We start from the raw sequence: 12,758 nt of genomic DNA on the forward strand, positions 1-12,758 counted from the left end.
GACTGCGGACAAATCAGACGCTGAGCAGCAGGAACTCACGCTCCCAGGAACTGATCACGCGCTTGAAGTTCTCGTGTTCGGCGCGCTTGACCGCCACGTAGCCGCGGACGAACTTGCGCCCCAGGTAGTGCTCGATGGTCGGGCAATCCTCCATGTGCGCCAGGGCGTCTTCGATGGTGATCGGCAGGCGCAGGTTGCGCCGTTCATAGGCCCGGCCTTCCACCGGGGCGCTGGGCTCGATGCCCTCGACCATGCCCAGGTAGCCGCACAGCAGGCTGGCGGCGATGGCCAGGTAGGGGTTGGCGTCGGCGCCGGGCAGGCGGTTTTCCACGCGCATGGCTTCCGGGCTGGCGGTCGGCACGCGCAGGCCGACGGTGCGGTTTTCCTCGCCCCATTCGACGTTCACCGGGGCCGAGGTGTCCGGCAGGAAGCGGCGGAACGAGTTGACGTTGGGGGCGAACATCGGCAGCACCTTGGGGATGTACTTCTGCAGGCCGCCGATGTGGTGCAGGAACAGCTGGCTCTTCTGGCCGTCGGCATCGACGAAGATCGGCTTGCCGGTGGCGATGTCCACCACGCTCTGGTGCAGGTGCATGGCGCTGCCGGGTTCGTCGGCCACCGGCTTGGCCATGAAGGTGGCGGTGACGTTGTGCTTGAGCGCCGCCTCGCGCAGGGTGCGCTTGAACACGGTGATCTGGTCCGCCAGGTCCAGGGCGTCGCCGTGGCGGAAGTTGATTTCCATCTGCGCCGGGCCGTCTTCGTGGATCAGCGTGTCCAGGTCCAGGCCCTGGGCTTCGCACCAGTCATAGACGTCTTCGAACAGCGGATCGAACTCGTTGGCGGCGTCGATGGAGAACGACTGGCGGCCGCTTTCCGCGCGACCGGAGCGGCCCAGGGGTGCCTTGAGCGGCAGGTCCGGGTCCTCGCAGCGCTGGGTCAGGTAGAACTCCATTTCCGGGGCGACGATCGGCTGCCAGCCCTTGTCGGTGTACAGCTGCAGCACTTTTTTCAGCACGTTGCGCGGCGACAGCTCGATGGGGTTGCCGAACTTGTCGAAGGTGTCGTGGATGACGATGGCGGTGGGTTCGATGGCCCAGGGCACCAGGTAGATCGATGACGAGTCGGGGCGGCAGACCATGTCGATGTCCGCCGGGTCCAGCAGTTCGTAGTACAGGTCGTCGTCGACAAAATCCCCGGTTACCGTTTGCAGCAGGACACTTTCCGGCAGGCGCATGCCGCGCTCGTGCAGGAACTTGTTGGTGGGCGCGATCTTGCCGCGGGCAATGCCGGTCAGGTCGCTGACCACGCATTCGACTTCGGTAATCTTGTGATCTTTCAGCCAGGAGGACAGCTGATCGAAAGGGGCGTTCATAAAGACCTCGATGATTGTTCTTGTCTGCTCCGAGGTGAGCGGGAGTATCCCGGCAAGGCTTCCCCTGCGGCGCATTGGCGACTATCTTGGGCGAGCCTTGTTGTTCCATCTATCCACTTTAAGCAGCACCAAAGCGCACCAAAAGAGTGCGCAAGGTCCCCCGATGACAGCGTCCAATCCGCTTCAGGTTCAAGCGTTCAACACCTTCGATGTCGCCGATCAGATCCGTGCCACCCCGGGTTGGGTGCAGCACTACCAGCAGATGTCCCCCGGGCATTTCAACGGCCTGGTGCGCTACCTCGACCTGCAGGGCGTGGAGATCTACGAGGAGTGCATGAACACCCGGGTCGAGCAGAATTTCAGCGCCCCGCAAGGCGCCCTGGCGTTCTGTTTCGACCGCAGCGACAACGCCCTGTACCTGCTCAATGGCGAGAGCCGCAATATCTGGATCACCCCGGAGAACTACCAGGAAGTGGCGGTGGTGTTCGGCCCCGAGTTCGTCCAGCGCCAGGGCCTGGGGGTGGAGCGCCTGGACGGCCTGTTCATGGCGCCGCTGACCAACCAGCAGAATGCCCTGTTCTGTCGCTGGCTGAGCGCCACCCTGACCCGCCTGTCCCAGACCCTCGACCCACCCAGCCGCGAAGCCCTGACCCAGCAACTGCTGGACGACTGCCTGTACATCCTCGACAACGCCTGCGTGCGCCTGGACCCGGGCGGCCTGCAACGGCGCAACGAGGAGCGGGGCATCATGCAGCGGGTGGCGCAGTGGGCCGCCGACGTCCCCGAGGAAACCCTCAACCTGCTGGAGCTGTCCCAGGTGGCCGGGGTTTCCCTGCGTCAGTTGCAAAGCGCGTTCAAGGCCTTTACCGGCATGGCCCCCAGCCAGTGGCTGCGCCTGCGCCGGCTCAACAGCGCGCACCGCGAACTGCTCAGCCGCGGGCCCAGCGAGACCACCGTGGCCGAGGTGGCGATGCACTGGTCGTTCTGGCACCTGGGACGGTTTTCCAGCAGCTATCGGGCGCTGTTCAGGGAGTTGCCCAGCCAGACCCTGAAACGTCGCCCGAGCTGATCGGCAGCACTGGCCGCAGAAACTGGTTTGCCAGCGAAGAGGCCCGCAAACCCTGCATCACTCTCAGCCTTCGTCGGCAAGCCGGCTCCTGCAAGGCGCTGGGCGGCCGATTCGCGAAAGCGCCGGCAGCGCTCTATTCTCGGTGTGGGCTGTCTTCCTGGGGCGTGCAATGCTTGAAACCATCGACCTGACCAACGCCGCCGCGGCCCTGGGGATCGGCATGCTGGTGGGCCTGGAGCGCGAGCGGCGCAAAGGGCAGGGGCCTCAGCGTGGCAGCGCCGGGTTGCGTACCTTCGCCATCACCGCGCTGTTGGGGTTCATCGGCCAGCGAGTCGGCGGTCCGCTGCTGTTGGCCTCGCTGGCCATTGCTGTGGCCGGGTTGGTGACGGTGGCCTATTGGCGCAACGAGCAAGAGGACCCGGGGGTCACCAGCGAAGTGGCGCTGCTGGCGGTGCTGATCCTCGGGGCCTTGTGTGGCACGGCCCCGGAGCTGGCGCTGGCCATCGCCGTGGTCATGACCGCCTTGCTGGCCTATCGACAGACACTCCATCACTTTGTGCGCAGTCAGTTGAGCGACCGGGAAATCGCCGACGGTCTGACGCTGCTGGTGGCGGCGCTGGTGATCCTGCCCCTGGCGCCGGATCGTTTCATCGGCCCCTATGAGGCGTTCAACCTGCGCACCATCGGCACCCTGACCGTGTTGCTGATGGCGGTAGGGGCCCTGGGCCACGTCGCGGTGCGGACCCTGGGCGCCCATTACGGTTATGCCCTCAGCGCCGTGGCGTCGGGATTCGTTTCCAGCACCTTGACCATCGCCTCCATGGGCCAGCGGGTCGCCAAGGCGCCCGAGCAGGTCAGGGTTCTGGCCGCCGCGGCGCTGCTGTCCAACCTGGCCACGGTGACCCAGATCGCTCTGATCCTGGTAACGGTCGACAGCGCACTGCTGCAAACCATGTGGCTGCCCCTGGTGCTGGGGGGGCTCTGCACCGCGCTGTATGCCGCTTGCCTGGTGTTTCCACGCAGCCAGCCCAGCAGCGTCGAACCGGTCAGCGACAAGGGCGCGTTCAATCCCAAGCTGGCCTTGATCGTGGCCCTGACCATGAGCGCCATAACCTTCGCCTGTTCGCTGATGCTCAATTACTTCGGGCAGTTGGGCCTGATGTTGAGCGCCTTGATCAGCGGCTTTGCCGATGCCCATGCGTCCACGGCGTCCATTGCTTCGCTGGTCAAGTCCGGGCAACTGCCCGGCAGTGCCATCGGCAGCGCGGTGATGCTGGCGGTCAGCAGCAACTCCCTGAGCAAGTGCATGCTGGCGGCCCTCAGCGGTGGATGGCGCTTTGCGCTGTACGTCGTGCCCGGGCAAGCGCTGCTGACCCTGGCGATGTGGGTCGGTGTCTGGCTGCAATAAGCGGCTGCCGGGTCGAAAAAAAGCCGCGACGCCTGATAAAGATCAACTCGTGCCTGGCCATTGCGCTCAGTCTTGAATGACCCCCTAGCGGTTTCTTCAAGCTCCAGTGCCGAGGTGAACCATGTCGCAAACTCCGCGTTTACTCTTGATCGCGCCCCAGCAGATGCAGCGCACGCCGGCGTTCGAACGCACGGAGCAACTGGCCCTAGCCATGCAATTGCCGGTGCATATCGTCGCCCTGGATCATCTGCAGGCCCTGACGCTGGCCGGGCTGTTCGAGAGCCGTGAGGCCGAGCAGTTGCAGGCGGCCTATCTGGAACAGCACGGGCAATGGCTGGAGCTGCAGGCGCAAGGCATGCGCGAGCGTGGCCTGTCGGTGACCTGCGAAGCGCGCTGGGCCAGCCAGCCGTATCAGGAGATCCAGTTGTTCGCCAACGAGATGCCCCTGGCCCTGATCATCAAGGACGCCCATGCCGAGTCGGCGATGCGGCGGATCTTCTATACCCCGCTGGACTGGCAGTTGCTGCGCGATTGCGCGCTGCCGGTGCATCTGGTGACCGAGGCCCGGCACCCACGGCCACGCCGAGTCCTGGCCATCATCGACGTGCTGCGCAGCGAAGTGCAGGATTTGCAGTTCAACGATCAGATCGTCGACGCCGCGGTGAAACTGGCCGAGCAATGCGGCGCCGAGCTGGACCTGCTGCATGTGTATGACTGGGTGGCCGTCTATGCCAAAGACACCGGAGCCGGCGCGCTGTCCCTGGCCAGTGGTTTGTATGAAGCCCTGGGCGCGGCGCAACACGATGTCTATCGCGCTCTGGCGGAGCGCCACGGCGTGCCCCCGCAACGCAGCCACTTCATCGAGGGCATGCCGCTGCAGCAAATCTGTCGTTTCGCCGAGGAGCACCAGAGCGATGTGATCGTCATGGGCACCACCCAGCACCGCGGCCTGCACAAGCGCCTGGGCAGCACCGCCGAACATCTGCTGTTGCAGGCACCCTGCAGTATCTGGGCGGTCAAGCCGCCGCGTGACCCCTTGCCATGAGCCGCACCAGGCCACGCCGGTGCCACACCGGCGTGGCACCGCCGGTCACAGGAGCAAACGATGCACCACCTGATGGGCGTCGTCAGGGTCGGTGTGGGTGGTGAAACCCAGGTGCGCGGCCAGCTCGCGCATGGCCTGGTTGTTCACGCTGTCCACCGAATACATCTGCACAAACCCATGCTGGCGGGCGGCGCGGATCAGATGGGTCATCAGCAATGACCCCAGACCCAGATGCTGCCATTGATCGGCCACGGTGACGGCGCATTCGCATTCATCGTGGGACGTGGCGGCATAGCGGCTGACACCGATCTCGATCAACTGGCCCTGTTCATGCACCAGGGCGATGTAGGCCAGACGCTGCTTGCCGTCGACATCCATCAACTGCTCGAGCATGGCGGCGTCGGGCTCCTTGATCTGCGCCAGAAAGCGCATGTGTCGCGATTGCGGGGACAGGCGCTTGATGAAGTTGTACTCGCGCTCGCGGTCTTTCTCGGCCAAGGGCCGTATCAGCACGTGGCGGCCGTCGTTAAGCGCCTCGATCCAGTGCAGGCCGGTCACGGTGCCGTAGGCAGCGGCGGCCTGATCGTTGTGTTCCTTGATGCTGAACATGGGGCGATCCTCTGGGGACGATGAAGGTGGGCCCGCGACCCGCGGCCGCGTGCTGACTATCCTTTACCCCTGTTGCCCGGGGCAGGATCTGATCTGGATCAGATGCGGCCCACCGCCGCGGATATTGACTGCCGGCGCGGGCTTAACCCGAGGCTTTGTGACTTTTGTCAAATCGGCGGCCCGAGCGGCGCGCATCATCGGCGCATCGGCTCGGGATTCCCGTGCCGCTGCCCAGTGCGCCGCCCGGGAGGTGCCCATGTCCACACTGCAACGCGTGTTGTTGATCGCCCCCACGGCGCTGTCCCGCACGCCGGCTTTCGACCGGGCCAGTGCCCTGGCCCGGGCCATGGGCGCCAGCCTGCACATCGTCGCCTTCGACTTCATCGAAGTGCTGGAGGTCGCCGGGCTGTTCGATCACCAGGCCATGGCCCAGGCCCGGGAAGGCTACCTGCAGGTGCATCGGCAGTGGCTGGAGCAACAGGCTCGCTTCGAACGGGCCAATGGCCTGCGGGTGACCACCGAAGTGTTGTGGGCCAAGGCCCGGCTGCAGGACATCCTCGATTATGTGACCGACTACCACCCGGACCTGGTGATCAAGGACGCCCAGCCAGTACCGGCCCTGCGGCGGATTTTCTACAAGCCCCTGGACTGGTTGCTGCTGCGCGAGCTGCGCCAGCCGTTGCACCTGGTGACGGACTGTCGGCACCCCTTGCCGTTGAAGGTATTGGCCGCCCTGGACCTGTCCCATCTGGAATACCTGACCCAGGGCCTGAACCAACGCATTCTCGAGATGTGCGCGACCCTGGCCAAACACTGCGGTGCCCGGGTGCACTTGCTGAATGTGGTGGATTGGGCCACTGAGAACGCCACCGGCCTGCCGATCTACAGTCCTGACACCAACATCAGCTTGCGCGATGCGGTGAATGATGCGCAGCAGGAAGCGTTCGAGACCCTGGCCGAGCGCTACGCCATTGCCCCTGAGCACTGCTATCGCCTGGAGGGTGTGCCGCATCAGGTCATCGCACGCTTTGCCGCCGACAACGATTTCGACCTGATGGTCCTCGGGCGCGCACATCGCCGGGGCTTGCAACGCTTCATCGGCTCCAGCGCCGAGCAACTGCTGTATCACACACCCTGCAGCCTGATGCTGGTGGAGCCCCAGGAGTGAGGTGCGGCCATGCCCCGCAACCTCGCCCGACACGAAGGAGATGGAGATGCGCCTGAGCTTTCTCGGTGCCGCCGGCACCGTCACCGGCAGCAAATACCTGTTGCAGCATGAGGACCGGCATGTGCTGGTGGACTGCGGGCTGTTCCAGGGCTACAAGCAGCTGCGCCAGCACAACTGGGAAGCCTTCGGCCTGCCGCTGCGCGAGCTGGACGCCATCGTGCTGACCCATGCTCACCTGGATCACAGCGGCTACCTGCCGCTGCTGGTGCGCAATGGCTATCGCGGGCCGGTGTATGCCACGGCGGCCACCTGCGAGCTGGCCAGGATTCTGCTGCGCGACAGTGCGCGCCTGCAGGAAGAGGAGGCGGCCTATGCCAACCGCCATGGCTTCTCCAAGCACTCTCCGGCATTGCCGCTGTACACCGAGCGCGATGCCGAGCAGGCCCTGAAACTCCTGCATCCGCTGCAATTGCACCACCGGGTGGAAGTGCTGCCGGGGCTGCACATCCAGTTGCGCGGCGCCGGGCACATTCTCGGCGCCGCCACGGTCCAGGTCGACGCTGCGGGCATGAGCCTGGTGTTTTCCGGTGACCTGGGCCGCATGCAGGACCCGCTGATGTTCGCCCCCGAAAGCATCGAGCAAGCCGATTATCTGCTGGTGGAGTCGACCTACGGCGACCGCCTGCATCCCCGGGACGACCCCGAGCAGCAACTGGCCGATGTCATCAACCGCACCGCCGAGCGTGGCGGCATCACCCTGGTGCCGTCCTTTGCCGTGGGGCGCGCGCAGCTGCTGATGTACCACCTGTATCGCCTGCGCCAGCGCCAGGCGATCCCCGACCTGCCGATCTACCTCAACAGCCCTATGGCCACCGACACCACCCATCTGTACCAGCGCTTTCGCAGCGACCATCGACTGTCCCGGGAGGAGTGCGAAGGCATGTGCCATGTGGCGCACATCGTGCGCAGCACCCAGGAGTCCATGGCCCTGGACCAGCTCAAGAGCCCGGCGGTGATCATTGCCGCCAGTGGCATGGCCACCGGTGGCCGGGTGCTCTACCACCTCAAGGTGCTGGCGCCTGATCCGGCCAACAGCCTGCTGTTTCCCGGGTTTCAGGCCGGCGGCACCCGCGGCGCGCAGATCATCGCCGGCGCCGAGTCGGTGCGCATTCATGGCCGGGAGGTGCCGATCCGCGCCGAAGTCACGGCCATGCAGAACCTCTCGGCCCATGCCGATGCCGACGAGATCATGCAATGGCTGCGAGGCTTCAAGCGCCCGCCGAAACACACGTATGTGGTCCACGGCGAGGCCAACGCCGCCGACACCTTGCGTCGGCGCATCAGCCTGGAACTGGGCTGGTCGGTGTCGGTGCCGGAATACCGGGACAGCGTGGAGTTGCAGCCTGGCCCGGCGACCTAGTCCCTGGCCGCGTTCTGGCAACCCGCGACCCGCTGCTTCAGGCCCTCCAGATCGAGGATCTCCACCTGCTTGCCGTTGATGGTCACCAGGCCCTGGTCCCGCAGATGGGCTATGCCCCGACAAACGGTTTCCAGGCGCAGCCCCAGGTAGGAGCCGATTTCCTCGCGGCGCATGCGCAGGATAAAGGCCCGCGACGAATAGCCCCGCAGGCTCAGGCGCTGGGACAGATTGAGCAGGAATGCCGCCAGGCGCTCGTCGGAGTTCATGTTGCCCATCAGCAGCAACATGCCGTGATCACGCACGATCTCCCGGCTGAGGATCTTGTTCAGGTTGTGCTGCAGCGAAGGCAGGGCCTGGGACAAGTGCTCCAGCTGGGCAAAGGGAATCGGGCAGACCTCGCAGTCCTCCAAAGCAAAGGCGCTGCAGGCATGCTGGTTGGTGCTGATGGCATCCAGCCCGAGAATCTCGCCGGCCATCTGGAACCCGGTGACCTGCTCGCGGCCATCCACCGACAGCACGCAGGTCTTGAAGAACCCCAGGCGCACGGCGTACAGCGAATGCAAGGGGTCGCCGGCGTGATACAGCGCATGGCCTTTCTTCACCTTCAACCGTTGCAGGATCAAGGTGTCCAGGCACTCCACTTCCTGGTGGCTGAGGCCGATGGGCAGGCACAACTCCTGCACGCTGCAACTTGAGCAGGCGGTCTTGAGGTGCTGTACCTGAATCGGGCGTGCTTCGAATGGCGGCATGGGGGGCTCTCGACGGTTGAGCCGGCTCGGCAAGGGAGGAGGGCAAGCCTGACGATTAACTGTAGACCGATGCGATCGGTGCTGCTTGATGTCAATCGGAGGTCATGAACGAAGAAGTGGCAATGGGCCATAAAGTCATTAAAGTGAGCGTCCCCCACCCTCGTTCAAGGATTGACGATGCGCCCAACCGGATTCTGGACCCGCTGCCAAACCGCCGTATTGACCAGCTGCCTGCTCGGCCTGCCGCTGGCCGTTCTCAGCCCTGAGACTCAGGCAGCGGAGCCTGATTTCATCACCCTGGTGATCGAGAACGAAGGCGACTATCCCATCACGTTCGAGCCGCCGTTCCACGTCGATTCTTCGGATTTCGAGCGCAAATACCCGGTAAGCGTGCCCAAATACGCCACCGCCAAGGGCATGGAGTCCGGTCCCGTGGTGATCGGCGCGCGCCAGCAGGGCATGCTGGTGATGGCCTTGAGCAAGCCGATGTTCAACATCCTCGATATCTTCAGCAAGGACTGGGGGTTCAACCTCAAGTTCTGCCAGGAACGTGGGGCCTGTGACGAGGCCCGGCTCAGCGGCACCATCCGCTCCACCACCAGCTTCAACTGGAACCAGTCGAACAACTTCAGCCAAGCCCAAGTCAGCGATATGACCAACGACGAGCTGGAGGCCTATGCCAAGACCAAGGCCATGATCTCGGGCATTCTGACCACCCTAGGCAGCGTACTCGGCCTGCCGATCGGTGCGGGCGGCATGATCGGTGGCCTACCGGATGCGCAGAACTTCAAGGTGACCCTGAAGCAGCAATGCAATGCACGCTTCTCGATGAACCTGGAGCCCTCGCTGGCACAGAACGGCGATTTTCTCGTCGACTTGCGGGTCAACCGCGTGCTGCCCAGCGACATGACCAACTTCAACGGTTTTGTCATCGACGACAGCGCTGTGGTCGGCAAGGGGTTGCGCCTGGTGGAAAACAACTGCCGCGATGGCCGGCAAGCCCAGTGCCTGATCAGATTCAACGGCGGCACCGACATCAAGAACCTCAACACCACCGAGTTCTCCGTCACCGATCGCGCCGGTTGTATGGCCGGCGACAAGCTGGCCTATTCCCAGGGTGCGTTCATGCTCAGCAACAAGGTCGGCTTCCCGGTGCGCTACACCCTGTTCATCAAGGACCGCATGGTCGACAACGGCGAAGTCTGGCCCGACCAGAACAAGGACCTGCGCCAGTTGGTGGGTCAGGTCATGGCCACCGTTGGCGACCAGGAATGCCCGCAGGCCCAGGACCCCTGGATGGGTGGGCGGCGCATGGGTGTCTGCCCGTTGCGCCTGGAAGTCCAGGGTGACGGTGGCCCGGGGCTCAAGGGCAGCCTGCGTTGCAGCCTGTCCATGCGCCAGGGCACCGTGGGCGACCCCAATGCCGACTACATGAACCTCTACAGCCTGACCGGTTGCACCCCGGCCATGCCGGCGTCCATCAGTCCGGTGGCCGGTTTCTACCAGATGGACGTCAAGCGTCTGGTGCCCCTCAGTGGCATGCACAAAATGATTTCCATCGAGCTGATCAAGCCGCAGCAGTAAGGACGTAAGCAGATGTCAGCCACACAGGCTTTTTCCGCCCCGGGCGGGCACGACGCGGCGCTGACCCGACGCGACGACGACCTTCTGGACCGCTGGCCGGTGGCCAAGCTGGTCTATCGCATGATCACCGCGACGCCCTTGGGCTGGTCGGCGCGGATCGGCCTCTATGGTCAGTGGGGCAGCGGCAAGACCAGCGTGCTGAATTTTCTGCAGCTCATAGCCGAGGAGAAGGACGACATCGTAGTGCGGCTTCCCGCGTGGCGCACCACCGGGGAGCAGGAGTTCATCGTCCAGTTCTATCTGGCGCTGGCGGATACACTGCAACGTTCAGGTGTTGGCGAACCCTTCAAGCACTGGACCAAGCGTCAGTCGAAAAAGATCGCCGAGATCCTGGAAAAAGCCGCCAATAAAACCGCTGACCTCAAACTGCCCGAGTCGGCCAGCTACAGCGAAATCGTAACCTTGGCCGCCGGCGCGGCAGGGCTGGTCTTCGAGAAACTGAGCGAAATACTGCAGCTGGAAAAAAGCGACCTGGATGCCCTGCGCAAGCAACTGGGCGATAGACGCATCATTGTTTTTGTCGACGACCTCGACCGTGCCGATCCCCGGATGCTCCCGACGACCCTGTTGACGCTGCGCGAGCTCCTGGACTGGCCGGGATTCGTCTTTGTCCTGGCCTTCGACAAGGACGTGGTGGGCAAGGCACTTCGCTCCTATTCCGAAGCCTTCGGCGAGTCGGCCCTGCACTTTCTGGACAAGATCATCGATGTACCGGTGACCCTGCCCGAGCCAAGCCCGAAGCAGGTGCAGCGAATGGTCGCCAGGAACCTGAAATACTGCTGCCCATTCCTGCCGGACACGGCCATCGCGCAGACCGCCGAGTGGTTTCCCACCAATCCGCGCCAGGCCAAACGCATCTGCCGCAGCTTGTCGGTGTTTGGCGCGGCAGCTGATCGACATGCCGATGGGCAACTGGACTGGCGCGGAATCATCCTGCAAACCCTCTTGCGTGAGACCGAACCCAAGGTGGCCCAGGTGGTTGAAGAGCACCTGCTGGGTTTCCACTCGGCCTTCAGTGCCAGCATGTTCGGCAATGCCAATAACGCCAAACTGGAGCAGCACAAGCAGGCAGCGCTCAACGCCGCGCAATGTCCCAAGGACGAAGTCAATAACAAGCGCCTGTGGAAGCTGATCGAAGAGCTGGGCCGTGCCAGAAGCAAACTGTCTTTGGCAAACATTCACTATGAGATGAGCCTGGCGGTCCGCGAGGTGGAGTTCACCATTCCCGAGTTTTCCCGGTTGGTGAAATCCTGGGGGGAATACCCGAGTGCCCAGACCCTCAACGACTTCATTCGTGAGGCGGCCAGTCGTAGCGATGAAGGTGAGGTTGCCGTGGCCAGCGCGATGCTCAACATGGCGAATTTCCAGTATGGCGAGCAGTTGGGCAGAACCGCGTCCCTCTACTCACGGGAGGCGTTCGAACGAGCGATGCGCAGCGCCGCAGAGCTCCTGAGATTGATCGAGTTCTGTTACTCGACCGAGATTGAAGGGGCCGTGTCCACGGCGCGCGGCGACCATGAAGTGTGCATTGGCTTTATCAGGAGCTTTTATGGAAGCGTTGCCAAAGACGCTAGCGCATCTGAAAGGGCGCTCCGTGAGCGCGAGCTGCGACTGGCGGCGATCATTGCCGCTCAGTGTGACGATCCGCAGCGCCTGTATCTGGATGCCGAACCTTTTCATGGCACCCTGAGTGTCCCTTCTTGGGAATTCTCTCGTGCGCGCGAGCACTATGTGACGGTGTTACAAGAGGTACTCGCGCCTCGTTTGATACGCCGTGCCATCCATCTGTTCGCCATACCCAATGGCGTCATGAATGCACTGATCCTGGATGATGCGCGGCTCAAGTGGGTACTGACAGAAGAGCGCTCCCCCCTGTATACGCAGGCATGCAAAGAGCTGGGATGTGCTGCCTTGAAGCAACTGATCGAGAACCCCCAGGACCTGGTCAGCAGGGAAGTACTGGCGAAGAATGCCCTGTCCTATCTGGATGCGTTTATTACTCGCTGGGAGTCTGCCTCCACTAGTGCAGAGCAGGCCAAGCCCTATCTGGACTATATCCGGTTGGCTTGGCAGGCCCTCTGCCAGCTGGAGCCGACCCTACAGATGCGGGTGCATCTGAAGACGCTAAAGTCGCAGCTTGAACGGCAGGTGGCGATCCCGGAATTACTGGAGACTCCCACCTGGTGGGAGGGCGATCCCTATGCCATCGAGCACGAACTGCGAGGCATTTGACTCCGCGCGGCCTCCGCTCAATAGCGCGAGAGGCCATTGCCC

Annotated in this window: 10 protein-coding genes; 7 read left to right on the forward strand and 3 right to left on the reverse strand. The window is 63.6% G+C overall.

The annotated features are described in order from the left end of the window. Positions 1 to 13: 13 nt before the first annotated feature. Complete coding sequence (locus J5M73_RS06280; RefSeq protein WP_207815128.1) at positions 14 to 1,372, reverse strand: glutamine synthetase family protein; 1,359 nt, start codon at positions 1,370 to 1,372, stop codon at positions 14 to 16. Positions 1,373 to 1,535: 163 nt separating this feature from the next. On the opposite strand from J5M73_RS06280, the gene J5M73_RS06285 reads away from it, so the two are divergent. The 3 genes from J5M73_RS06285 to J5M73_RS06295 all read left to right on the forward strand — a co-directional run bounded on the left by J5M73_RS06285 (position 1,536) and on the right by J5M73_RS06295 (position 4,894). After that, positions 1,536 to 2,441: a helix-turn-helix domain-containing protein gene (locus J5M73_RS06285; protein WP_207815129.1), complete on the forward strand. Its 906-nt coding sequence runs from the start codon at positions 1,536 to 1,538 to the stop codon at positions 2,439 to 2,441. A 169-nt stretch (positions 2,442 to 2,610) separates the two neighbouring features. Beyond that, positions 2,611 to 3,849: a DUF4010 domain-containing protein gene (locus J5M73_RS06290; protein ID WP_207815130.1), complete on the forward strand. Its 1,239-nt coding sequence runs from the start codon at positions 2,611 to 2,613 to the stop codon at positions 3,847 to 3,849. Between the two features lie 121 nt (positions 3,850 to 3,970). Next, positions 3,971 to 4,894, forward strand: coding sequence for a universal stress protein (locus J5M73_RS06295; RefSeq protein ID WP_115580006.1), 924 nt, complete (start codon positions 3,971 to 3,973; stop codon positions 4,892 to 4,894). Positions 4,895 to 4,939: 45 nt separating this feature from the next. On the opposite strand, the gene J5M73_RS06300 is transcribed toward J5M73_RS06295, so the two are convergent. Beyond that, positions 4,940 to 5,503 carry a GNAT family N-acetyltransferase gene (locus J5M73_RS06300; protein ID WP_102865085.1) on the reverse strand — a complete coding sequence of 188 codons (564 nt, stop codon included), beginning with the start codon at positions 5,501 to 5,503 and terminating at the stop codon, positions 4,940 to 4,942. A 256-nt stretch (positions 5,504 to 5,759) separates the two neighbouring features. Here J5M73_RS06300 and J5M73_RS06305 point away from each other — a divergent pair, with 256 nt between their 5' ends. Beyond that, positions 5,760 to 6,671 carry a universal stress protein gene (locus J5M73_RS06305; RefSeq protein WP_102865084.1) on the forward strand — a complete coding sequence of 304 codons (912 nt, stop codon included), beginning with the start codon at positions 5,760 to 5,762 and terminating at the stop codon, positions 6,669 to 6,671. A 46-nt stretch (positions 6,672 to 6,717) separates the two neighbouring features. Then, complete coding sequence (locus tag J5M73_RS06310; RefSeq protein ID WP_102865083.1) at positions 6,718 to 8,091, forward strand: MBL fold metallo-hydrolase; 1,374 nt, start codon at positions 6,718 to 6,720, stop codon at positions 8,089 to 8,091. Here J5M73_RS06310 and fnr read toward each other — a convergent pair. Next, positions 8,088 to 8,840, reverse strand: a complete 753-nt coding sequence (fnr, locus tag J5M73_RS06315; protein WP_060843532.1) for a fumarate/nitrate reduction transcriptional regulator Fnr — start codon at positions 8,838 to 8,840, stop codon at positions 8,088 to 8,090. The genes J5M73_RS06310 and fnr overlap by 4 nt on opposite strands. 177 nt (positions 8,841 to 9,017) lie before the next feature. On the opposite strand from fnr, the gene J5M73_RS06320 reads away from it, so the two are divergent. Beyond that, positions 9,018 to 10,424, forward strand: a complete 1,407-nt coding sequence (locus J5M73_RS06320) for a hypothetical protein (RefSeq protein ID WP_207815131.1) — start codon at positions 9,018 to 9,020, stop codon at positions 10,422 to 10,424. Positions 10,425 to 10,436: 12 nt separating this feature from the next. Next, positions 10,437 to 12,716, forward strand: coding sequence for a P-loop NTPase fold protein (locus tag J5M73_RS06325; RefSeq protein WP_115580008.1), 2,280 nt, complete (start codon positions 10,437 to 10,439; stop codon positions 12,714 to 12,716). Positions 12,717 to 12,758: the final 42 nt, after the last annotated feature.

Source organism: Pseudomonas sp. 50_B (assembly GCF_017491625.1).
GTDB lineage: Bacteria > Pseudomonadota > Gammaproteobacteria > Pseudomonadales > Pseudomonadaceae > Aquipseudomonas > Aquipseudomonas danubii.

Excerpts from the sequence above, each read along its gene's own strand:
- J5M73_RS06280 (WP_207815128.1), bottom strand. The coding sequence starts at position 1,372 with ATGAACGCCCCTTTCGATCAGCTGTCCTCCTGGCTGAAAGATCACAAG.
- J5M73_RS06285 (WP_207815129.1), top strand. The coding sequence starts at position 1,536 with ATGACAGCGTCCAATCCGCTTCAGGTTCAAGCGTTCAACACCTTCGAT.
- J5M73_RS06290 (WP_207815130.1), top strand. The coding sequence starts at position 2,611 with ATGCTTGAAACCATCGACCTGACCAACGCCGCCGCGGCCCTGGGGATC.
- J5M73_RS06295 (WP_115580006.1), top strand. The coding sequence starts at position 3,971 with ATGTCGCAAACTCCGCGTTTACTCTTGATCGCGCCCCAGCAGATGCAG.
- J5M73_RS06300 (WP_102865085.1), bottom strand. The coding sequence starts at position 5,503 with ATGTTCAGCATCAAGGAACACAACGATCAGGCCGCCGCTGCCTACGGC.
- J5M73_RS06305 (WP_102865084.1), top strand. The coding sequence starts at position 5,760 with ATGTCCACACTGCAACGCGTGTTGTTGATCGCCCCCACGGCGCTGTCC.
- J5M73_RS06310 (WP_102865083.1), top strand. The coding sequence starts at position 6,718 with ATGCGCCTGAGCTTTCTCGGTGCCGCCGGCACCGTCACCGGCAGCAAA.
- fnr (WP_060843532.1), bottom strand. The coding sequence starts at position 8,840 with ATGCCGCCATTCGAAGCACGCCCGATTCAGGTACAGCACCTCAAGACC.
- J5M73_RS06320 (WP_207815131.1), top strand. The coding sequence starts at position 9,018 with ATGCGCCCAACCGGATTCTGGACCCGCTGCCAAACCGCCGTATTGACC.
- J5M73_RS06325 (WP_115580008.1), top strand. The coding sequence starts at position 10,437 with ATGTCAGCCACACAGGCTTTTTCCGCCCCGGGCGGGCACGACGCGGCG.